Origin of the sequence: Streptomyces sp. NBC_00620, from assembly GCF_026341825.1 — a bacterium.
Classification (GTDB): domain Bacteria; phylum Actinomycetota; class Actinomycetes; order Streptomycetales; family Streptomycetaceae; genus Streptomyces.
In genome coordinates this window covers 2,244,142-2,265,692 of sequence record NZ_JAPENY010000002.1, presented here as the reverse complement: position 1 = coordinate 2,265,692, position 21,551 = coordinate 2,244,142, and the positions used below count along the sequence as shown (strand labels likewise).

20 protein-coding genes and 1 pseudogene are annotated in these 21,551 nt (G+C 67.4%); 9 read left to right on the top strand and 12 right to left on the bottom strand.

Features of this window, described 5'->3' with window-relative positions; translation table 11 throughout:
* The first annotated feature begins 195 nt into the window (after positions 1 to 195).
* Complete coding sequence (locus OG246_RS29530) at positions 196 to 1,827, top strand: long-chain-fatty-acid--CoA ligase (RefSeq protein ID WP_266469977.1); 1,632 nt, start codon at positions 196 to 198, stop codon at positions 1,825 to 1,827.
* Positions 1,828 to 2,302: 475 nt separating this feature from the next.
* Here the strand turns inward: OG246_RS29530 and OG246_RS29525 are convergent.
* Both OG246_RS29525 and OG246_RS29520 read right to left on the bottom strand, forming a co-directional pair.
* A pseudogene (locus tag OG246_RS29525) lies at positions 2,303 to 2,404 on the bottom strand (IS481 family transposase); the annotation flags it as partial.
* 62 nt (positions 2,405 to 2,466) lie between these two features.
* On the bottom strand, positions 2,467 to 2,799 hold the full coding sequence (locus tag OG246_RS29520; protein ID WP_266469976.1) for an EthD domain-containing protein: 333 nt from the start codon (positions 2,797 to 2,799) through the stop codon (positions 2,467 to 2,469).
* 65 nt (positions 2,800 to 2,864) lie between these two features.
* Here OG246_RS29520 and OG246_RS29515 point away from each other — a divergent pair, with 65 nt between their 5' ends.
* Positions 2,865 to 3,461 (top strand): TetR/AcrR family transcriptional regulator, encoded by a 597-nt coding sequence (locus OG246_RS29515; protein WP_266469975.1) that lies wholly within the window; start codon positions 2,865 to 2,867, stop codon positions 3,459 to 3,461.
* Between the two features lie 78 nt (positions 3,462 to 3,539).
* On the opposite strand, the gene OG246_RS29510 is transcribed toward OG246_RS29515, so the two are convergent.
* The 6 genes from OG246_RS29510 to OG246_RS29485 form a co-directional block, all read right to left on the bottom strand.
* The gene (locus OG246_RS29510) at positions 3,540 to 4,418 is read right to left on the bottom strand and encodes a phytanoyl-CoA dioxygenase family protein (protein ID WP_266469974.1); all 879 of its coding nucleotides are present in this window, start codon (positions 4,416 to 4,418) and stop codon (positions 3,540 to 3,542) included.
* A gap of 97 nt (positions 4,419 to 4,515) precedes the next feature.
* Positions 4,516 to 5,229 carry a hypothetical protein gene (locus tag OG246_RS29505; protein ID WP_266469973.1) on the bottom strand — a complete coding sequence of 238 codons (714 nt, stop codon included), beginning with the start codon at positions 5,227 to 5,229 and terminating at the stop codon, positions 4,516 to 4,518.
* 44 nt (positions 5,230 to 5,273) lie between these two features.
* Positions 5,274 to 6,224 carry a S66 peptidase family protein gene (locus OG246_RS29500; protein ID WP_323178341.1) on the bottom strand — a complete coding sequence of 317 codons (951 nt, stop codon included), beginning with the start codon at positions 6,222 to 6,224 and terminating at the stop codon, positions 5,274 to 5,276.
* 338 nt (positions 6,225 to 6,562) lie between these two features.
* A complete protein-coding gene (locus OG246_RS29495; protein WP_266469971.1) occupies positions 6,563 to 7,150 on the bottom strand; it encodes an adenylate kinase in 588 nt (195 codons plus the stop codon).
* A gap of 108 nt (positions 7,151 to 7,258) precedes the next feature.
* Complete coding sequence (locus OG246_RS29490; RefSeq protein WP_266469969.1) at positions 7,259 to 8,755, bottom strand: NAD(P)/FAD-dependent oxidoreductase; 1,497 nt, start codon at positions 8,753 to 8,755, stop codon at positions 7,259 to 7,261.
* A 174-nt stretch (positions 8,756 to 8,929) separates the two neighbouring features.
* Positions 8,930 to 10,171 (bottom strand): serine hydrolase domain-containing protein, encoded by a 1,242-nt coding sequence (locus OG246_RS29485; RefSeq protein ID WP_266469967.1) that lies wholly within the window; start codon positions 10,169 to 10,171, stop codon positions 8,930 to 8,932.
* Between the two features lie 352 nt (positions 10,172 to 10,523).
* Between OG246_RS29485 and OG246_RS29480 the strand changes: the two genes are divergently transcribed.
* A complete protein-coding gene (locus tag OG246_RS29480) occupies positions 10,524 to 11,987 on the top strand; it encodes an APC family permease (protein WP_266469964.1) in 1,464 nt (487 codons plus the stop codon).
* A 48-nt stretch (positions 11,988 to 12,035) separates the two neighbouring features.
* Here OG246_RS29480 and OG246_RS29475 read toward each other — a convergent pair whose 3' ends face one another.
* Entirely contained in the window at positions 12,036 to 12,707 is a 672-nt protein-coding gene (locus OG246_RS29475; protein WP_266469961.1) for a TetR/AcrR family transcriptional regulator, read from the bottom strand.
* Between the two features lie 125 nt (positions 12,708 to 12,832).
* Between OG246_RS29475 and OG246_RS29470 the strand changes: the two genes are divergently transcribed.
* From OG246_RS29470 to OG246_RS29460, 3 genes are all read left to right on the top strand, one after another.
* Positions 12,833 to 13,573 carry an SDR family oxidoreductase gene (locus OG246_RS29470; RefSeq protein WP_266469958.1) on the top strand — a complete coding sequence of 247 codons (741 nt, stop codon included), beginning with the start codon at positions 12,833 to 12,835 and terminating at the stop codon, positions 13,571 to 13,573.
* A 71-nt stretch (positions 13,574 to 13,644) separates the two neighbouring features.
* The gene (locus tag OG246_RS29465) at positions 13,645 to 14,841 is read left to right on the top strand and encodes an acyl-CoA dehydrogenase family protein (protein ID WP_266469957.1); all 1,197 of its coding nucleotides are present in this window, start codon (positions 13,645 to 13,647) and stop codon (positions 14,839 to 14,841) included.
* Complete coding sequence (locus OG246_RS29460) at positions 14,838 to 15,887, top strand: phosphotransferase family protein (protein ID WP_266469956.1); 1,050 nt, start codon at positions 14,838 to 14,840, stop codon at positions 15,885 to 15,887. Before OG246_RS29465 ends, OG246_RS29460 begins: the two co-directional genes overlap by 4 nt.
* Before the next feature lie 210 nt (positions 15,888 to 16,097).
* On the opposite strand, the gene OG246_RS29455 is transcribed toward OG246_RS29460, so the two are convergent.
* Together OG246_RS29455 and OG246_RS29450 are read right to left on the bottom strand one after the other, a co-directional pair.
* Positions 16,098 to 16,904 (bottom strand): S9 family peptidase, encoded by an 807-nt coding sequence (locus OG246_RS29455; RefSeq protein ID WP_266469954.1) that lies wholly within the window; start codon positions 16,902 to 16,904, stop codon positions 16,098 to 16,100.
* 240 nt (positions 16,905 to 17,144) lie between these two features.
* Positions 17,145 to 17,741, bottom strand: a complete 597-nt coding sequence (locus OG246_RS29450; protein WP_266469951.1) for a helix-turn-helix domain-containing protein — start codon at positions 17,739 to 17,741, stop codon at positions 17,145 to 17,147.
* Positions 17,742 to 18,530: 789 nt separating this feature from the next.
* Between OG246_RS29450 and dhaK the strand changes: the two genes are divergently transcribed.
* Genes dhaK through OG246_RS29435 form a run of 3 tightly spaced genes read left to right on the top strand, consistent with a single transcriptional unit; the run spans position 18,531 to position 20,597 of the window.
* On the top strand, positions 18,531 to 19,523 hold the full coding sequence (gene dhaK / locus OG246_RS29445) for a dihydroxyacetone kinase subunit DhaK (RefSeq protein ID WP_266469949.1): 993 nt from the start codon (positions 18,531 to 18,533) through the stop codon (positions 19,521 to 19,523).
* A gap of 47 nt (positions 19,524 to 19,570) precedes the next feature.
* Complete coding sequence (gene dhaL, locus OG246_RS29440; protein ID WP_266469947.1) at positions 19,571 to 20,170, top strand: dihydroxyacetone kinase subunit DhaL; 600 nt, start codon at positions 19,571 to 19,573, stop codon at positions 20,168 to 20,170.
* Positions 20,163 to 20,597, top strand: a complete 435-nt coding sequence (locus tag OG246_RS29435) for a PTS-dependent dihydroxyacetone kinase phosphotransferase subunit DhaM (RefSeq protein ID WP_266469945.1) — start codon at positions 20,163 to 20,165, stop codon at positions 20,595 to 20,597. The genes dhaL and OG246_RS29435 overlap by 8 nt, the downstream gene beginning before the upstream one ends.
* Before the next feature lie 24 nt (positions 20,598 to 20,621).
* Here OG246_RS29435 and OG246_RS29430 read toward each other — a convergent pair whose 3' ends face one another.
* Positions 20,622 to 21,323, bottom strand: a complete 702-nt coding sequence (locus OG246_RS29430; protein ID WP_266469944.1) for a glycoside hydrolase family 75 protein — start codon at positions 21,321 to 21,323, stop codon at positions 20,622 to 20,624.
* Positions 21,324 to 21,551: the final 228 nt, after the last annotated feature.

Here is a 21,551-nt window from a genome sequence, read left to right as displayed (position 1 = left end):
TATGAACGAGTCGCTACGTAGTCTAGACCTCTACCGTCTGCGACGAGCAGACACATGTCCGGATCAGGCAGGCGACCTCCGCGTTCCCTAGCCGGGCGAGGAGTCGATCCTATGACTTGATCACTTGACCAGAACCTAGGGTGCTGAATACGGTGATGACCGCTGTCTCTTGCCGCTGCTGCCAGGAGGACGTTCATGAACGCCGTCTCCCACACTCCGTTGACGCCGCTGTCCTTCTTGGACAGGACGGCCCGCGTATGGCCCGACAAGCCGGGAATCGTCTACGGGAACAGGAGCCTGAGCTACGGCGAACTCGCCACCCAGGCGACCCGCGTAGCCCAAGCCCTTCGCGCGAGCGGTGTGCAGGACGGCGACCGAGTCGCCTACCTCATGCCGAACCTGCCCGAGATGCTCGTCGCGCACTTCGCGGTACCGCTGGCCCGAGCCGTGCTTGTCGCCGTCAACACCAGACTCTCCGCCGAGGAGATCGCCTACATCCTCGACCACTCCGGCGCGAAGGTACTGGTCACTGACTCGGCCTTCCTCTCCACGGTCGCGGCCGCCGTCCAGGACGTCACGACGGTCACCGAGGTCATCGTGTTCGAGGACACCGAGGCGGGGGTGGGCACGGACGCAACGGCGAGCGCGGCTGTCGGATCGCGGCTGGTGAGTTACGCCGACTTCACGGCCCGTGGTTCCGACGACCCCATGGACTGGTCGGTCGAGGACGAACTCGCGCCGATCTCCATCAACTACACCTCGGGAACGACCGGCCGCCCCAAGGGGGTCGTCTACACCCACCGGGGCGCCTACCTGAACTCCTTCGGGGAGATCGTCCACTCCTCCCATCACCAGGACAGCGTCTATCTGTGGACACTGCCGATGTTCCATTGCAACGGCTGGTGTACGCCGTGGGCGGTCACCGGCATCGGTGGGACACACGTATGTCTGCGCGAGGTGCGCGGCGACGCGATCTGGCAGCAGATCCGCAAACACCGGGTCACCCACCTCAACGGGGCGCCGACCGTGGTCACCACGATCCTGAACGCGGCGCAGGCCGGCCATCTCGACTACCGGCTGGTGATCACCACCGCGGGTGCGCCGCCGAGCCCCACGACGATCCTGCAGATGGAGCGCATGGGTTTCGGGATCGTGCACGTCTACGGACTGACCGAGACCTATGGCCCGTACTCCGTCTGCCAGGCCCAGCCGCAGTGGTCCACCCTTCCACCCGACGAAAGGGCGGTGGTCCAAGCCCGTCAGGGCGTCGGCATGATCCAGACCGAGGGCCTGCGCGTCGTGGACGAGGACATGGTCGACGTACCGGCCGACGGCAGTTCCATGGGCGAGATCGTGATGCGGGGCAACAACGTGATGGCGGGCTACTACTGCGATCCGGAGGGCACTGCCAAGGCCTTCGGTGGCGGATGGTTCCACAGCGGCGACCTCGGCGTCATGCACCCCGACGGCTACGTGGAGTTGCGCGACCGCGCCAAGGACGTGGTGATCTCCGGCGGCGAGAACATCTCCACCATCGAGGTGGAACAAGCGCTGATGAGCCACGAGGCGGTCCTCGAGGTCGCGGTGATCGGAGTGCCGGACGAGAAGTGGGGCGAGCGGCCGAAGGCGTTCGTCGTACTCAAAGCGGGCCTGCAGGCCACCGAGGCAGAGCTGATCGAGCACGTGCGAACGAAGATCGCCCGCTATAAGGCTCCGCGGAACGTCGACCTCGTGACCGAACTGCCGAAGACCTCGACCGGGAAGATCCAGAAGTTCGCCCTGCGCGAGCCGGAGTGGGCCGGCCGCACTCATCGCGTGCACGGCTGATGAGGAGAGCGCGGCCGTGGCGACACCAGGTTGCGGACTCATGGGCTCCGCGCCGGCGAGGGCAGGCACGTCCCTCGCCGATCGCCGTCACCACGGCCGCCCGGTCGCCGTACGCCAGGGCCGCGTGATCCAGGTACGAAACGGGGTTGAGCGCCTCGAACGAGAGGTCACCGACCGCCAGTTGGGCCTCCGTTGCGGTCGAGGTGAAACAGGCCCCGGTCCCGTCCCGGAGTTCCGCCGCCAAGAACGAGGATGGGGGCTTGCCCGCTCGAACCTCATCGAGCGGACAAGCCCCCCGGGCGCCCCGCAACGAGCCGTCACCCCTGACGGGCGGTGGCGGGCAGTCGTGTATTGACCCGCGGAGTTGTTGACTCTCGACCTTGCCGTTGGTCTGCGGCCGGTAGGCGCGGGTGAGTTTGCCGGCCGCGCCGAGGTCGGTCAGGGCCTGGCGCCAGGCAAAGCTCTAGCGGGAGGGCCAGGCGTTGTTGGTCAGGACCCGTTCGACGCGGTCGATACCCAATGCGGCGAAGAAGGCCGCGGCCCGTCGCAGGAAGGCGGCGCAGGTGAGCGCCTTCTCTCTCGTGGGCGTGGATCTCGCTGTAGGCGAGACGGGTGCAACCAGCACTGCCGCAACGCTCCCTAGACCAACTGCACCCTGCGGTCCAGAACGGCCGAATGAATACCGACGGAGGTCTCCCGCATGTAGGCCGTCCGCAGTTCGTGCGCTTTCCGGTATTCCTCGGTTGCGAGGGCCTCACGCATCTCCGTCTCCGACTCGAAGCCGATCCGCACGATCGCGTCGATCGGCTCCTCCTCCCCGTCCGTCACGAGGTCCGTCAGGTAGTACTGCACGTACTCCTTGACCTGGGGAAGCGCCACATAGGTCGGTCCGTACTCCAGTTCCATGAATCGGCGAAAGTCCTCCGTGGAAATCTCCGGGCGCTTCCTGATCACCGTCATCAGCCTGAGCATGTCGCTACCACCTTCCTGAACACCTGTTCATTGCAAGCTATCATGAACGGGTGTTCAATGAATCTGTGACCAAGACAGACAACCGCGACCTGCGCTCCGAGCTCGTGGCCGCCGCGATCGGCATGCTGGCGGAGCCCCAAGCGGTGGCCGTTCCGTCGCTGCGCTCAATCGCCCGGGCCTGCGGGGTGGCCCCCTCGGCCGTGTACTGGCACTTCCCCTCCGAGGCGGACCTGCGCTCGGCGGTGCTCGACGCCGAATACGCCTCGCTGGTCGAAGCGGTCGAGTCGGCGCTCGATGCCGCGGACGAGGCCGACACCCAGCTGGTCGTTGCCGGCGACGCCTACATTGCCTGGGGCGCGGCTCACCCGGGCGCGTACCAGCTCCTGTTCGAGAGCGGTGACGCACTGCCGGAGACCAGAGCCGCGCACGGCCCCCGCCTCCAGGCGCGCATCGTCGAACTCGCGCGGCTCGTCGACCCGGACGCACCCTTTGCCTCCGCACTCCTGCTGTGGTCGGCGTGGCACGGTGTCGTCTCCCTTCGGCTCCACAAAACCGAGTGGGACTGGGGCATGACCGCACAGGACGCGAATCGCCGGCTGGTCCAAGCATTGGCAACCGGCAGGACCAAGACGACCAATGCGGACAGGCCCACCGCTCTCTAGGAAGCCGCCTTGCCCGTCGTAGCCATCAACAACTCGCTGTGACTGGCACTTTCACAACACGCTCCAGCCGGCCGGTCACTAGAATGCCGCCGCCGCCTGGGCGGAGGACGGGTCGTCCTCAAGCACGTGGTGCGGGTCGGTCATCACACCGTTGACCTCGATCCAGCCCATGAACGGCGGGCTCGCCTCGTAGCCGAGCAGGCGCTGGACACGGTCCGGCAGCTGCTTGACGACGTCGAGGGGAACAGAGAGGTACTGGTTCTCCTCCTGCCGGAGGTAGGCCAGGTCGAGGGTCAGAGTCAGTCCGGTCCGGGAGATGTCGGTGTTGTTGGTGCCGCCGGCGTGGTAGGTCGCTCCCAGCCAGATCAGCGCGGATCCCGCCGTCATCTCGGTCGGGACCGTCTCCTCCTGGCGGGGGCCGCGCTCGTCGTCCCACAGGTGGCTTCCGGGGATCACCAGGGTCCCGCCGTTGTCAGCGGTGAAGTCGGTGACGGCCAGCATGATCTGCACCCGGGCCTGGCGACCGCCCTCCGGGTGGCGCCACTGCCAGACCGCGTCGTCCCGGTGCAGCGGCTGAGAGCCCTCGCCGGGGTGGATGTCGATGAGCTGCGTCACGCCGATCTGGATGTTCGGAACCAGCTCCGCGCGCTCCTCGCCGAACCACACCGGGGTCGGGATCTGGAGGTAGCGCTCCGCGGCACCGTAGAACAGCGGGTGGGTAATGAGGTCAGCCATGCGGGGACTGTGCTTGAACAGGGCGCCGAGCCGACGCGTCTTGGCTCCGGCGAAGTCGTCCTGCCCCCAGCCGACCCGTTCCAGCTCCGGCAGGAGGTCGGCCTTGATCGCGGCGAGGAGCTCGCTGTCGATGAAGTCCTTCACGATCACGCCGCCGTCACGCGCGATCACATCGCACACGTCATCCACGGTCGTGGTCGGTTCGAGTGTGGTGAGACCCATGGTGTTGCCCTCACAAGTTCAACGATGTTGTTCGCCCGGGCCCGGTGCGGCGGAGGGGGCGAGAGAGGTCGATGGCACAGTGCACACAACATGCAGATCAAATGACCAAGTCATTTGATCCGATCGTGGCCTCAGGATGAGCGGATGTCAACGGCGCGTGGGCACACATCCGGCCGGAGTGCGGAATACGTGAGCGCGCATCCCGCACTCCGGCCGCCTTCTCCAAGACTTGTGACTCCGATCCAAAACTGAACCGCTCACGGCCTGCCAGGGCAGTGGAGGATCCCTCTTGTCGCTCGGCGGGGGTGTGTCGGTCGAGTCGGGCCGGCAGATCGTCCAGGTCGGTGGTGGTGAACTCCTTCGGAAACACCGCGGTGAGACGGTCGATGGCCTTCTTCCCCCGGTGGGAGGAGCCGTTGTCGACGGTCCAGAGGACACCTCTGGCGCTCGCATAGGGCTCTTGGGCCATGACCTGAGTGACCATGGCCATGAAGGGCACGATTCCGGTCTTCGGCTCGCAGCGGCCGAAGACCTTCGCATGGTGGACGTCGTAGGCGGCAAGGTAGGCCACGGCACCGCCGCGGCCGTACTCGTGGTTGACGCGCATCGCCCGGGCCTGGCCCGGGGCCGGCGTCGGATGGCAGCGGGCTCGGACGAAGGTCTTCTCGTCGCTGGAGGCGACGTACCCGTCTGGCCCGAGCGGGACACCCTCGAACATGCGGGCGTACAGATCCAGAACACGCCGGACCTTGGCGCGAAAGTCCAGGTCGCGGATGGTGATCCAGGACCGGTACTGCCAGGGCTTGAGCACGTCCTCGCGCAGCCCGCCGGACCCGCGCCAATCTCCAACAGAACTCAGCGTTCCGCGACCGCCGACTCGAGCAGGGACAGAGTCCGGTTGTCCGCGTCCGCGTCCACGTGTGCGCGGACGCCGAGGGGCAGCGGCAGGTTCGGCGAGGTGTGGCCGAAGTCGACCTGGGCGAGGACAGGGATGTCACGCTGCGCCAGGACGTCGAGCACAACGTCGCGCAGACCGACCTGGTCTCCGCCGCCCTCGTAGGGCGTGACCTCACTCGGGATGCCGACCACCATGCCCGCGATCCGGTCCAGCACACCGGACAGTCGCAAGGCATGCAGGTCGCACCAGATCCGCGTGACCGGCCGCTGTACCTCTTCCCAGAACAAGACGGCGCCGTCGAACCGTTCGGCGGCCAGTGCGAATGGTGTCGCCTGCAACTGGACCAGGCGGTTCAGCAAGCCGCCGACCAGTGGTCCCTGGGCGCGGCCCGGCCGCCAGGTTTCCCAAGTCCCCCTTGCCGGCAGCACGCCCGGCGCCTCGGCCTTGGTAAGCACACGGGCGTAGAGGTCGACGAGTTCGGACCGACGGGCCTCGTCGCCCAACGTGTACCAATCGCTGCCGAAACCGTGGGTGACGATGTCGGCGTGGAAGCCGACGAGGCCGGTCTTGGCGTACAACGCCATGTGCAGCAGCGAGATGTCGCTGTAGCCGAGGATCGGCTTCGGGTCGGCCCGGACCGCATCCAGATCGATCAAATCGAGATAACCAATGGTCGCCTGGCCACCGGTGTGCGCGACGATGGCCCGCACCTCCGGATCCCGGAGCAGCGCATTGAGCTCGGCAGCCTGCTCCGCCGGAGCGCCCGCCGCCCACCAGCGGCTCCGCGCGGGGTCGACCATCGGGCTGACCCGCACGCGGAAACCCATCCGCTCCAATATCGCCACACCGCGAGCGAGCAGCGGCTCCTCACCGGGCTCGAGCTGGCCCGAGGGCGCGGTGACGACCACGAGATCGCCGGAACGCAGCGCACGGGGACGACGGACCGTAGGCAGAGGGCCTCCTTGTTGATCGACAACGGCGGACAACCACGCAGGTACCGCTGGTATTCCGCCTCCCCGACGTGGTCAAGCCAAGCCCCGGAATCCCGGCAGGGGCCCACCAACCGCCTCAACGCTGACACGACGGTGACCCAGGGATGGCGGGTGCCGACGGAGAGTTCGTCGGCACCCGCCGAGGACTCCTTCGGCTGTACCTGCCAGCCCCGCTTCGCCGTCCCAGACCACTAACGGATCGCTACGGAATCGGGCCCCGATGTCAACCCCCGAAGGACTTCCGGAGCTGACCACTAAGGCCGCGTGGCACTCTCGTCCCGACTCGCTACGAGGCCCCGTTCCTTCAAGGCCGTCAGCACCCGTTCGCCGATCTGCTCGGCGGAGCCGACGGCATGGATCGTCAGCAGCCTGGCGGCGTAGTGGGCAAGGAGCGGGGCGGTCTGGCTGCGGTAGATCTGTTGCCGGTGCCGGATGACCTGCTCGGTATCGTCCGCACGGCCACGGCCCAACAGCCTGCTCACCACGACGTCTTCGGGGACGGTGAACTCCAGGACCGCGTCGATCCCGCCATCCGCGTCGGGGAGCATCGACCCAAGTTCTTCCGCCTGCCGCACGGTTCGCGGGAAGCCGTCGAGGAGGAAGCCCCGCTGTGCGTCCGGTTCTGCGAGCCGCCGGCGGATCATCTCGCCCGTGACGTGATCGGGGACCAGTTCACCCGTGTCGAGATACCGCTGGGCATCCTGCCCCAGTGGTGTCCGACGGCTGACGTGTTCGCGGAACAGATCGCCGGTGGAGATGTGAGGGATGTCGAGATCGTTGCGGAGGATGGCCGCCTGGGTGCCCTTGCCTGCGCCAGGAGGGCCGATGAGTACAAGTCGCATCTGCGTACGGGTACCTTCCGATCAAGCCGCATCCATGACATGCCGGTACGGCGTCGCTCATGCCCAGTGGGGCGGGTTCCATCATCAACAGGCCCGGCCTGTAAGTGTCTACGCGGTCCCGCTCGTTGTCGCCTCCCCCGTAAACCGATAGTCACGGGGCTTGAATCGCTTCGTCTGCCACCAGTAGGAGACAGTCGTACCCGGCCACAGCGTGTCGATGCGGCCGTCCGCCGACTGGTACCAGCTGCGGCAACCACCGGATACCCAGACGGTCTTCTTCATCAACCGCTGAGTCTTGCCGTAGGCGCCCGCCTGAACCTCCGGGCGCAGTTCGAGAGCCCGTGTCCCCTTCGTGCGCGCGTGCTTGATGGCGCCGACGATGTAGCGGGTCTGGGCCTCGATCATGAACACCATCGAGTTGTGCCCGAGTGCGGTGTTCGGGCCCAGCATCATGAAGAAGTTCGGGAACGCCGAGGTCGAGATGCCGAGCTTCGTGGCGGCTCCGTCCCTCCAGGCGTCCGAGATCTCGACACCGTCCCGCCCGAACACCTTCATCGGGGCGAGGAAGTCGGTGGCGGCGAAGCCGGTGCCGAAGACGATCGTGTCGACCCGGCGCGGTGAGCCGTCCGCCGCGACGACCGCGTCCGTCGTGATCTCGCGCAGGCCGGTCGTGACCAGCTCCACATTGCTGCGCTGAAGCGCGGGGAACCAGTCGTCCGAAACGAGGCGGCGCTTGCACCCGGGAGCGTAGTCGGGGGTCAGCACGGCCCTCATCGCCTCATCGGGTACGGACTCCTCGATGAAGTCCAGCGCTCGCTGCCGGTAGCGCTCCACGACCTTGGGGTGTCCGAGGAACCCCCGGGCCAGTGTCTCGAACTCCCAGTACGTCGCCCAGCGTCGCAGCCGCTGTACGAGGGGCAGCCGACCGTAGACACGGCGCTGCTGCGGGGGAATCTCCGCATCGCCGCGAGGCGTCACCCAGTGCGGTGACCGCTGGAACACATAGAGTTTTTCGGCCTGTTCGGCCAGGTGGGGAACGAACTGAACCGCACTCGCACCTGTTCCGATCACCGCGACATGACGTCCGGTGAAGTCGTGGTCGTGATCCCACTGGGCGGAGTGGAACGCTTTTCCGTCGAAGGTCTCCAGGCCGGAGATCTCGGGTACCACCGGCTTGCTCAGCACTCCGGTCGCGTTCACGACGAACCTGCCCTGGATCGACTCGCCCGCCGCGGTGACCACGGTCCAGGTACCGGTCGTGTCGTCGAAGCGCATCTCCTCCACCTCGACCCCGAACCTGAGATGCGGACCGAGTTCGTAGACGTCGACAACTTGCCGCAGATAGGCGTGGAGTTCCGCCCAGGACGGGAAGTGCCGCGTCCAGTCCGGGTTCTGGCGGAAGGAGTAGGAGTACAGCACGCTCGGTACGTCGCAGGCGGCGCCCGGGTAGGTGTTGTCCCGCCAGGTACCGCCGACATCCGCGCCCTTCTCCAGAATGACGAAATCGTCGATCCCGGCAGCCTTGAGCTTGATGGCGGCGCAGAGCCCGGAGAAACCCGAGCCCACGATGACGACCGTGGAATGGTCGCCTTGGAGATGAGTCATGACCGTCCTCTGTCGACTGAGGGCCAGGGATGGTGTCCTCCGAGCCGCGACTTCCAGTGGGGTCGACGGCGAGGACTTCTGATCAAATGACCTGATCGTACGATCAGAATGCGTGCCGCGCTTCCGCGTGTCAATGCCCGGAGAACACCGGGAGCCGCGGCGGCCGACCCCGGCCTAGCCGCCGAGCGCGTCGCGTAGCGCCGCGAGCAGTCCCGCGACGCGCGGATCCGGGCCTCCGGTCATCTCCGTCTTCAGAAGGTTCTGCACATACCCGAAGCCGACCCGGGCATCACGGTCGGCGAACCCGAGTGCCCCACCGACACCCTCATGCCCGAAGGAACTCCCGGACAGCATCGGCAGCCCTGCGGTGGGCAGCATGAACCCGCTGCCGAACCTCGCGTCCAGTCCGGTCACCCGGTCTCGCCCAGCGCTTCGCTCGGCGGTCGCGGCCGTGACCATGTCCTCGCCCAGCAGCCTCAGTCCGTCCACCTCGCCGACACAGGAGGCGTAAAGCCGAGCCACAGAGCGGGCGTTGGTGATGCCGTTCGCGGCGGGAAGCGATGCCCGGCGGATGCTCGGGGTGTTCCACTCGTCGGCATCCGGTGTCCTCAACACACCGTTGACGGTCATCGCCCGAGTCAGCAGCGAGGACAGATCCCCCGACGCTCTCCAGTCGCCGCCGATCGCTCGCCTCAGCTCCGGATCGGGAATCCTCTCCGCGAGCGAGGGGTCGGGCGAGGCAGCGGGGCGACCGGACAGCGGATCGTCGACGAGAGCGGCAACTCGGTGCTCCATACCGTCGGGCAGACCGATGAAGAAGTCGAGGCCCAGCGGACCGGCGATTTCACTGGAGAACAGGCGCTGGATCGTCCAACCGGTGGCACGTCGAACCACCTCGTCGAGAAGCCAGCCGTACGTAAGGGCGTGGTAGCCGAACTCGGTGCCCGGCGCCCAGAGAGGTTCCTGTTCGGCGAGTGCTCGCGCTGCGACGCCGTACGCGAGGATCTCCGCACGAGTGAACCGGCCGTCGAGAACGGGCAATCCAGCCTGATGAGCGAGGATCATCCGGACCGAGACACCTCCCTTCCCATGGCTCGCGAAGGCCGGCCAGTAGCGGGCGACGGGAGCGTCGAGGTCGAGTTCCCCCCGGTCGGCCAGCAGACAGCAGAGGACCGCCGTGGCACCTTTCGTCACTGAGTACGCCAGCCCGACCGTGTCCGCGCGCCACCGCCGCCCGGTGACGACATCGGCGAGCCCGCCCCACAGGTCCGCCTTCAACTCACCGTCGACATAGACCGCGCAGGACGCCCCCACCTCGCCGCACTGCGCGAAGTTCCGATCGAACGCCTCTCGCAGCGGCTCGAAGCCCGGTGCGACGAACCCCTCCGAGTGCATGGTCTGCGACTGAATCGACATGACGCTCCTCGCTGCGACTGGGGCGCCCACCGGTCCGAGTCTCGGTCCGAAGCCGGCACAGCCGACACCTGCCGCATCGGCGGACACGGGATGCACAGACCCCTTGCGGGGCGGCGAACGCCATCGTAATCTAATGACCTGATCAGATGACCAACTAGTGGTCCACTGTGGAACGGCCTCACCAGGCTGTCAACCCACCCCCGGAAGCAGACCCGCACTCTCCATTCCGGTCCCCAGAATTCGTGAGTTTTCTCGAAAACCTTGACAGGCCGCTTCAGTAGCCCATTACTAGGCCGACAAGATTCGCCAATGCCTCAGTCGGGGGGCGGGGCCATCATCAGAGAGTGTGCATATGAGTTCTGTGTCAGCGGCGAATGAGCCGAAAACTCCCACCGCAGCATCACCTCAGGAATCACAGCTCCGCGGAAATCTCGGCACCGCCCATCTGCTCTTCACGGTGCTCGCCTTCAACGCCCCACTCGCGATCGTCGTCGGGTTTCTCCCGGTGGTCATCGGCTACGGAAATGGGATCGGCGCACCCGTGGCGTTCGTCGCCGCCGGGGCGATCATCGCCCTTTTCGCCGCCGGATTCACCACCATGGCCCGGCACCTGCCGAACCCGGGGGGCTTCTACGCCTACATCACGGCAGGTCTCGGCCGGGTCATGGGTCTGGGATCTTCGTTCGTCGCGTTGCTCTGCTACTACTTCATGGTCATCGGTAGCTACGCGTACGGCGGCCTCGTACTGGAATCACTCGTGCGCGACACCTATCACGGACCCGATATCAAGTGGTGGGTGTGGGGTCTCCTATTGCTGGCGATCGTCGGAACGCTGGGCTACCTCAAACTCGATCTCTCAGCGAAGATTCTTTCCGTGCTTCTGGTCTGCGAGATCGTCATCGTCCTCGTGTATGACGCCTGTGTCGTGTTCCAGGGAGGCGCTTCGGGGCTCGGCACTTCGTCATTCACTCCGCACTCCATATTCTCCGGCTCGATCGGCATCGCCCTTCTTTACGGCATCACATGCTTCGGCGGATTCGAGGCGACCACCATCTTCCGCGACGAAGTACGGAATCCCGACCGCACGATTCCCCGAGCGACGTATCTCGTCATCGGCCTCGTCACCGTCTTGTATGCGGGCGGCGCGTGGGTGATGATCCAGGCCCTGGGCGCGGACAAGGTCGTCGCCGCCGCGGCCACCGACCCCACCGGGTCGTTCATCTCGAGCCTTGAGACATACAGCGGCCGCGTCGCCGTGGACATCGTGACCGTGCTGCTGAACACGAGCATCTTCGCCGCACTGTTGTCGGGCCACAACATCACGTCGCGCTACATGTACAACCTCAGCGCGGACCGCATCCTGCACCGCTCCCTCAGCCGGGTGCACGGCCGTCACGGCTCACCGCACCGCGCGTCCCTCACCATGAGCGTCTTGTCGCTGCTCGGGTTGGCCCCCTTCGTCGCCCTCGGGTCGGACCCCTCGAAGCTGTACGCCGTACTGGTCGGGATCTTCGGCTACGCGCTCATCGTCCTGCTCCTGGTCACCGGGATCGCCGTTCCCATCTACCTCAGGCGAAACCGGGTGGCCTGGGCGAATCCATGGAACTCGGTCATCGCTCCAGTCCTCGCGCTCGCCGGCCTCACCGTCTCCATGGTCCTGGCGACGCAGAACTTCAACCTGCTGATCAGCGGCTCGCAGTCGCTCGCGAACACGATGTTCGCGGTCGTGTACGGAACCTTCGCGGCGGGCGTCGTCCTGGCGCTCGTCTACCGGAAGACCAAGCCCGAGGTGTACGCCCGCATCGGCCGGCAATAAGCGTGGACAAGGACGGTACGTGTGCTGACAACAGCGGCACACGTACCGTCATGCGTCGGCGAACGTCGCATCGCCCGGCCACCGGCCGGTGAGCATGCGGATCGCGTAGTCGGCGTAGGTATACGCGATCTGCTCGGCGCCATGCGGTCCGTCCGGACGGAACCATGCCGAGACGCCCATGCCCATGTCGAGAATCGCGTACGAGGCGAGCCGGGGTTCCACGACGGTGAAGTCGCCTTCGGCACACCCCCGTTCGATGACGGTGCGCAGTCCCCGCTCATAGGTCTGTCGCAGCCGCAGCACCTGGTCGCGGTAGGGCTGCTCCAGGTTCTCGATCTCACGGTTGCCTACGAACGCCTGCTCGCGATGTGCCGCGTGATAGCGGACATGCGCCTCGACGATCCGCCGCAGTTGTACGGACACGTCGCCGCCGGCGTCGAGCGCCGCCTGCTGGTCGGCGATCAGCGCCCGCATCGTCTCGACCATGATCTCCCCGAGCAGCACCTGCTTCGAGCTCACGTGCCGGTACAGACTCGGACCGCGGATGCCGATCGCCGCGCCGATGTCGGACATCGTCGTCGCACGGTAGCCACGTTCGGCGAACAGTCTCAGCGCCGCCGCGGAGATCGTCCGCGCGTCGACGGTCTGCTGCCTCTGCGGCATGTCGGCATCCCGTCCCGCCCGGCGCGACCCGTCTTCGTCATGAAGCGCCTCAGTCATGAGGTGAGGGTAACTGCTACTGATCGTTAGCCGTGGCGATGTGGCTTATTACTCATGACCCTTGACAACTCTCTGATCAAACGATCAGGATCGCAGCTAATGACCATTAGCTTATGAGGAGCGGCATGACAGTCCGGCGTACCGCGCTCGTCACCGGCGCATCCCGCGGAATCGGCAGAGCCATCGCGGAGCGGCTCGCGCAAGAAGGATTCGATCTCACCCTGTCCGCTCGTGCTGACGGGCCGCTCAAGGACGCCGCCAACCAACTGCGCGCCCATGGGGGTCGGGTGGAGACCGCGTCCGCGGACATGGCGGACCCGGAGCAGGTCGAGGCCCTCGCCGACACGCATCTCCAACTGCACGGCGGCATCGACGTCTTGGTGCTGGCCGCCGGTATGGGAACAGGCGGCGGGCTGGCCGCCTACCCCCTCCACAAGCTCGACACCATGATGGCGGTGAACCTCAGGAGCAACTTCCAGCTCACCCAGCGACTCCTGCCCGCGCTCCGTACGGCCGGATCCGCGCCGTCCGGACCGGGGGCGAAAATCATCGCCATCGCTTCGATCACGGGAGTCGTGAGCGAGCCGGGCCTGGCGGCGTACGGCGCCACCAAGGCGGCCCTGATCTCCCTCTGCGAATCGATCACGACCGCCGAGGGTTCCCGGGGTGTGAACGCAACGGCGCTGTCACCCGGTTACGTCGACACCGACATGGCGGCCTGGGTGCACGAACGCGTCGACCCCGCCACGATGATCCAGGTCTCGGACATCGTGGAACTCACCGTGGCGCTGTGCCGCCTGTCGCGGTACGCCGCAGTACCCAACATCGTGGTCACCAGGCCTGGAGAAACACTGTGGCGCGCATGACCACCGCAGGGGGAACCGGGGCCGGATTCGGCCCGGGCAACGACATGACGAGCCGGACGGAGTCACCGTAGATGGCCTTCGATTTCTCTCTTGCACCAAGAGTCGTGGAGTGGCGCGACAGGATCGCCGAGTTCGTGACGGACGTGGTCGTCCCTCGCGAGCAGGAGGCGTTCGCGCACGGCCTGAGCGACGAACTGCGCCGAGAACTGCAACAGGCGGCGAAGGCCGCCGGGATCTGGGCGCCGCAGGCACCGGCGAACCTTGGCGGTGGCGGCTTCCGCTTCGACGAGGCGGCCGTCCTGTTGGAGGAGGCCGGCACCAGTCTGCTCGGCCCTCTGGCCCTCAACTGCGCGGCCCCGGACGAGGGCAACATCCACCTGCTCAATGTGGTGGCCACGCCCGCTCAGCGGGAGAAGTACCTCGTGCCGCTGGTCACCGGCGACATCCGCTCCTGCTTCGCGATGACCGAGCCGCCGCCCGGTGCGGGCTCCGACCCGTCAGCCGTACGCACCCTGGCGACCAAGGTCGCCGGTGGCTGGAGCATCTCGGGTGAGAAGCATCTGATCACGGGGGCCGAGGGCGCCGCGTTCACGATCGTGATGGCGCGTGACGGCGAGAACAGCGGGGCCACCATGCTGCTGGTCGACACTGACACCCCCGGTTTCGCGGTGAAGGAGCATGCCCGCACCATCGACTCAACCATGGTCGGCGGTCACTGCCGGGTGCTGTTCGAGGACGTTTTCGTGCCGGACGACGCCGTGCTCGGTGAGGCCGGGCTGGGATTCCGGTATGTGCAGGTCAGGCTGGCGCCCGCTCGCCTCACCCACTGCATGCGGTGGCTCGGTGCCGCCCGTCGCGCGCACGAGATCGCGCTCTCCCGTGCGGTCGACCGGGAGTTGTTCGGACAGCGGCTCGCCGACCTCGGGATGGCGCAACAGATGATCGCCGACAACGAGATCGACCTGGTCGCGGCCCGAGCGCTGCTGTGGCAGGCCTGCTGGGAGGTGGCCGAAGGCGGCAAGGGCACCGAGTCGTCGTCGCGCGCGAAGGTGTTCATCAGCGAGGCCGTCGGAAGGGTCGTCGACCGCTCGGTGCAGCTCGCCGGAGGGCTGGGCACCAGCGAGGACCTGGTCATCGGCCGTATCTACGCCGATATCCGCGCCTTCCGTATCTACGACGGAGCCTCAGAGGCGCACCGCATGTCGATCGCCAAGCGGGCCGCACGCCGTGCCGGTACCGCCGAACACGGAAGCGGGGTCCGGTCATGAGCACCGATCTACCCGGCCTGCCCGCCGCGAACATCGAGAAGTGGCTTCAGGAAACGCTGCCGGATCTGCTGGACGGCGGTCCTTGGCAGGCCGAGCTGATCTCCGGCGGGCTGTCGAACATCACCTACCGGCTGCGCCTCCCCCACGGAACCGTCATCCTCCGACGGCCGCCGCTCGGTCAAGTGCTCCCCAGTGCGCACGACATGAAGCGTGAGTACCGCGTCCAGACCGCGCTCGCGGGGACCGCTGTGCCCGTGCCTCGGACGCTTGCGCTCTGCACGGACCCCGATGTCCTCGGCTGTCCCTTCTACGTCATGGCCGAGGTGCCCGGGGCGGTCATACGCACGGCGGAGGACACCGCCGGGCTCAGCCCCGAGGCGCGCTCGGCGCTGGCCGACGGTCTGGTGCACACCCTCGCGGACCTGCACAGCATCGACCCTTCGAGCGTCGGCCTGGCGGACTTCGGACGGCCACACGGCTACTGCGCGCGCCAGGTCTCCCGGTGGGGCGAGCAGTGGCGCCGCTCGCACACGCGCGAACTCCCGGACATGGACGTACTCCTGAACCGACTCTCCGACCACGTGCCGGAGAGCTCCGACGCCTCGATCGTGCACGGCGACTACCGCCTCGACAACACCATCGTCGACCTGAGCGGCCCGCCCCGCATCGCGGGCGTCCTCGACTGGGAACTTTCCACGCTGGGCGACCCGTTGGCCGATCTGGCCATGACGCTGACCTACTGGCACGACCACGACGACGCGGACCGCGAGCTGATTCCCGTCGCGGTGGGTGTCACTACGCAGCAGGGCTTCCCCGCCAGTTACGAAGTGGCCGAGAAGTACGAATGGTTGACCGGCCGGGACCTGAGCCTCCTGCCGTTCTACATGGCCTTCAGCGCGATGAAACTCGCCGTGATCCTCGAAGGCGTCCACGCCCGGTATCTCGGCGGCCAGACAGTGAGCGAGGGCTACGAAGGCGCCGGAGCGGCGGTCCCGGTCCTGGTCTCGAAGGCCCTTCGCGAGCTGCGCGTGATCGGGCGGGCGTAGGCGGCGGCACGGCCACGGGGCGGGAGCGTTCCTGTCCGCAGCCTTCATCAGGACCTCGGCCCGCAACATCGACTGGAGATCTCCGACAACACCACCTGGCCCTGGCGGCACCAGCTCACGGCCGCATTCGCCCGCCCTGCCCCGACCTGCCACCTGAGCAGCGAACCCGCCCCTGCCCGCCCACGACCGGAGGACCCAACGGGGTGGCGCTCAGTTCATGTACTTGTCGAACCATTCGATGAGCGGGTCCGGGTTGTTGGGGAAGAAGAGGTAGCCGTCCCAGCGGCGGGTGGTGCCGTGGATCCAGTGCAGTTTCTTCTCCTCGGTGGGGATGTTGTCGAAGATCGTCTGGACGTCGCCGGGCTTGGTGAGAGCGTCGTCGTGAACCTGGGCGACGAAGGTGGGCACGTGGCAGTTCTTGGCGTGCTCGACGGGGGACATGTCGTCGATCCGGAAGCTGGTGATCAGCTGGATTTCGCGGTCTACGGCGTCGAACTGGTCCTCGATGCCGAGGATTTCGGTGATCCGCTCGTAGAACGGGCGCAGTGAGACCGGCTGCGGGTTGACCATGCAGCGCACGTCCCGGAAGTACTCCGGGTGGTTGGTCATGGCGATGTAGGTGGCGTTGCCGCCGCAGCAGCGGCTGAACAGGCCGACCGTCATGTTCCGGGTGTCCTCGCGGGACTTGACGTAGCGCAGGGAGCCGACGACGTCGCGGGACTCGAAAATGCCGTTGGAGCCGAGGCCGCCGTTGCCGATGCCGCTGTGGCCGAAGTTGCGCAAGTCGTAGGTCAGGACGTTGTACCCGGCGTCGTGGAGGTGCTTGTAGTCCGGCATGAAGTTGACTTCGAAGTCGTTGCCGCCGGCGCCGCCGATCTGCTTCCACGGCTCCAGGTGGGAGGCGAGGCCGTACCGGTTGAACCAGATCGGGTGGTTGCAGACGACGATCTTGTCCGACCCCTTGTAGGGGATGAACCATGCATCAAGCGGTACCCCGTCCAAGGACGGGAAGGTCACGTTCTCCTACTCCAGGCCGTACTCGTCCGGCCAGTGCAGGGTCGGCGAGCGGATCGGGCGCCCGAAGGTATTCGCGAGGTTCTTGACGAGTTCGTCCACGTTCTCTGCAGCCATCAGTCTTCACCCTCTCCGTCACTGCTGCCAGGCTCGGCAGCAGTCACCACACTGAGCCCTCCCCTCACACGAATCTTGAACAATCCTGCCGTTCTGGAACGATCCGCTCCTCAGGTGCCCCGAAGGTCACCCGGCCTCGCGCGCCGCGCGCAGAATGCTCGGCGTCACGTTCAGATGCCGCCGCATCGTTCTGGTCAGATGGCTCTGGTCGGCGAAACCCGCCGCCAGGGCGACCGCCGCGATCGGGGCGTCGCCATACAGCAGGGCCCGCCGCGCACACTCCAGGCGCTGCCGCATCAGGTACTGATAGGGGGCCTGGCCGGTGGCCGCGCGAAACATCCGGGTCAGATGCGAGGTGCTCACACCCGCTGCGGCGGCCAGCTGCTCCAGAGTCACCGTCGACCCGAGGTTGGCCTGCATGTAGTCGATCACCGCCGCCAGCCGCCGCGGCGACAGCTCGCCCGCCCGCGCCTTGGGCCCGGCCTGTCCGGCACCGTACACCGCACAGGTGCGAACCAGGTGCGCGCCGACCGCCTGCATCAGAGACTGGGTGTAGAGCGAGTCGGCCGGACCCGGCTGCTCGTACTCCAGAACCAACCGCTCCACGAGCAACGCCAGCAGCGGATCGTCGAAGTGGAATCGCGCTGCCGGCTCCGCCTCTCCCCGTACGTCGCTCTCCGCCGCCAGCTGTTTCATCCAGGCAGGGTCGATGGCCAGCATCATCAGTTCGACGTCTTCTTCCCAGCGACACAGAAGCGCTCGCGTCGCAGCCGTACACCGTCCGACCAGCGCAGCCCGGCCGAGAGCCCCGACTGCAGGGCGATCACGTGCTGGACAGGGCCTTGTCCGGCGGGGCCGTGTCCAGCGCCGCCGTCTCCCGCTGTACGGTCCGCTCGACCACGGCCTCGTCCAGCGACAGCGCACTACTGGAGAGGAGTCACAAGTGTGGCTTGATACGTGAAACCGCCATATGACCATCTTCCACTTACAGGTCGCTTCCGCCCTATCGGATCATCGCCTCGGATCCAGTCGGCGAGGGCCCTTCATGAAGCCTGCGAAGCCGTTGCTGTGGGACAGCCGAACTCGGCGATCGCCAGACCGACCCGGATCAGGCACGGGAGTCGGACATGATCAGCCGATCTCGTCGAGGACCGGGCTGCGAAGCCTGGCCCACACTTGGGCCACCTGACCAGAGCGAGAACGATCATGCCAAGTGATATGACACCAACAGAGCAGTCCCAGGCAGCCTGGTACGCCCATGAGCGTCCAAGCCCGTGACCTTCACTGCCGCAAGGTCGATACTTTCCACAGATGAGCTCCCGCCGGCCCTCGTCCGACCAGCCCCAGAAACCTGACGACTCGTCACCAAAGTCAGCATTGGGTCAGCATCAGCCCCGCCAGAACCCGCTTCCGACCACCATGGACCGCCAAGATCGACGACTGACGTAACCCACCCTGACCAGCAAAGGCGCAGGTCAGGGACTCACCTGCTAGTGTCACCAGGAGGTACCCATGAAGATGCTCATCAACGTGGCGGAGACGGTGGTCGCGGATGCTCTGCGGGGTATGGCGGCAGCGCATCCGGAGCTGACGGTGGATGTCGAGAACCGGGTGATCGTACGGCGGGACGCTCCCGTGGCCGGAAGGGTGGGCCTGGTGTCCGGCGGCGGCTCGGGGCACGAGCCGCTGCACGGCGGTTTCGTGGGTCCCGGGATGCTGTCGGCGGCCTGTCCCGGCGAGGTATTCACATCGCCGGTGCCGGACCAGATGCTGCGGGCCGCGGCCGCCGTGAACAGCGGCGCGGGTGTGCTGTTCATCGTGAAGAACTACACGGGTGACGTGCTCAACTTCGACATGGCGGCCGAGCTCGCCGAGGACGAGGGCATCCGGATCGCCAAGGTCCTCGTCAATGACGACGTCGCCGTCACCGACAGCCTCTACACGGCCGGGCGGCGCGGCACGGGCGCCACGCTGTACGTGGAGAAGATCGCGGGCGCCGCCGCCGAGGAGGGCGCGCCGCTGGAGCGGGTCGAGGCGCTGGCCCGCCAGGTCAACGAGAGCTCCCGCAGTTTCGGCGTCGCCCTCAGCGCCTGCACCACTCCGGCCAAGGGCAGCCCCACCTTCGACCTGCCGCCCGGGGAACTGGAACTGGGTGTCGGCATCCACGGCGAGCCGGGCCGGGAGCGGCGCGCGATGATGACCTCGCGGGAGATCGCAGACTTCTCGGTGCACGCGATCCTGGAGGACCTCGATCCGCGCAATCCCGTGTTGGTCCTGGTCAACGGCATGGGCGCGACGCCGCTCCTGGAGCTGTACGGCTTCAACGCGGAGGTGCAGCGGGTGCTGACCGAGCGCGGGGTCGTCGTGGCGCACACCCTCGTGGGCAACTACGTCACCTCGCTCGACATGGCCGGCGCCTCGGTGACGCTGTGCCAGGTCGACGAGGAGCTGCTGCGGCTGTGGAACGCGCCGGTGAAGACACCGGGCCTGCGCTGGGGCGTCTGAAACCAGCTCCGCATCCGGTCAACGTTCGTACCACGCAAGGAGATTCCGTGCTCGACGCCGATTTCTTCCGCCGTTGGATGACGGTCACCGCCGCCTCCGTGGACCGCGAGGCGGAACGGCTCACCGACCTGGACTCGCCGATCGGTGACGCCGACCACGGCAGCAATCTGAAGCGCGGGTTCACCGCCGTGGTGGCCACGCTGGAGAAGGAGGCCCCGGACACGCCGGGCGCCGTCCTCATGCTCGCCGGACGGCAGCTGATCTCGACGGTCGGCGGCGCGTCCGGACCGTTGTACGGCACCCTGCTGCGCCGTACCGGCAAGGCGCTCGGGGATGCAGCGGAGGTCACCGAGGAGCAGTTCGCCGACGCGTTGCGCGCGGGCGTGGACGCGGTGATGGCGCTGGGCGGAGCCGCGCCCGGCGACAAGACCATGATCGACGCACTGGTGCCCGCCGTCGACGCGCTCTCCGGCTCCTTCGCCGCAGCGAGGGCAGCCGCCGAGGAGGGCGCCGCCGCGACGATCCCGCTGCAGGCCCGCAAGGGCAGGGCGAGCTATCTGGGCGAGCGCAGCATCGGGCACCAGGATCCCGGTGCCACGTCCTCCGCCCTGCTGATCGCCGCGTTGGAGGAGGCGGCCGGTGAGTGACGCGGCGGGCTCGGCCGACGCCGGCCGACCGCTCGTCGGCATCGTGCTCGTGTCGCACAGTGCCGGCGTCGCAGCCTCCGTCGCCGAGCTGGCGACGGGGCTCGCGGGCGGCGGCACGACGGCTCCCGTCGTCCCGGCGGGCGGCACGATGGACGGCGGCCTCGGCACGAGCGCCGAGCTGATCTCCGCCGCGGCCGCCTCCGCGGACCGCGGCGCCGGGGTCGCCGTCCTCACGGATCTCGGCAGCGCGGTCCTCACCGTGAAGGCGCTGCTCGCCGAAGGTGACGAGCTCCCGGAGAACACCCGGCTGGTGGACGCGCCCTTCGTCGAGGGCGCGGTGGCCGCGGTCGTCACGGCCTCGGCGGGTGCGGACCTCGCCGCGGTGGAGGCGGCCGCGGCGGAGGCGTACTCGTACCGGAAGGAATGATGTCGGCCCGCCGGGAGAGGCGGCTCAGTTCTCCTTGACGAACTTGCGCGCCAGGCTCTCCCCCAGCGTCACCGCCGCCCGGTGGCTCTCGATGGGCGAGACCCGGGAGTCCTTGAACACCAGGTAGGTGACCCCCGAGCCCGTCCCGCCGCGGATCGGATCGGGGCGGATACCGAGGCCTCTGGCGGTGGCGTACGAGGCCTCGCCGATGATGTGGCGCGGGCCGATGTCGCCGACGACCGCGTACTGGACGCGGTCCCGGTAGATCACGGCGGCCACCGAACCGGCGCGGACGTCGTGCTCGCGGTGGTTCCAGATGCTGCTGACGCCGGGGACGACGATGTACGGGAGGGTCTCGGCGTCCAGCTGCTGTCCGTCGGACTGCTGGTAGGCGGTGGCGTCGGAGAAGAGCGGGTCGGTACGGCTGTTGCACCGCGGGCCGGGGCGGCCGTCGCAGTCGATGTCCATGTCTGCCTTCCAGAACACGGCTCCCCGTGTTCCGCAGACCGGGATGTCGGCGCGGGCACCGTCGTCACTGCGGTAGCGCCCGTTCGAGATCTGGACGCAGCCGCGTACTTTCGCGAGCAGGTCGGCGGCCTGAACGTTCCCCTCATGCACCGCCACGGGGGCGCTCGGGCGGGCAGCGGTGGGAAGCGCCGCGGAACCGGGGGCAGGAGCGAGCAGGGCGGCGCCGGCCACGGCCAGCGTCAGCGACTGGACACGCACGATGAGAGACCCTCTCCTGGGGGACATGGACGGTCACTCGCCCAAATTTGGTGCGTATCTGACGGTCCGTCCACTGGGAGGGGTCCGGACGGTGCACGGACGCCGTGGCAGGCGGTGTGCGGCCGAGGGCCCGAGCCGCAGTCGGCTCCGGCCACTCGACCGCCTTCGCCGGCGCGGGAACAGCGACGACAGCGGTCCGCGCCGTGGGCATGAACTCCCCTGAGACAG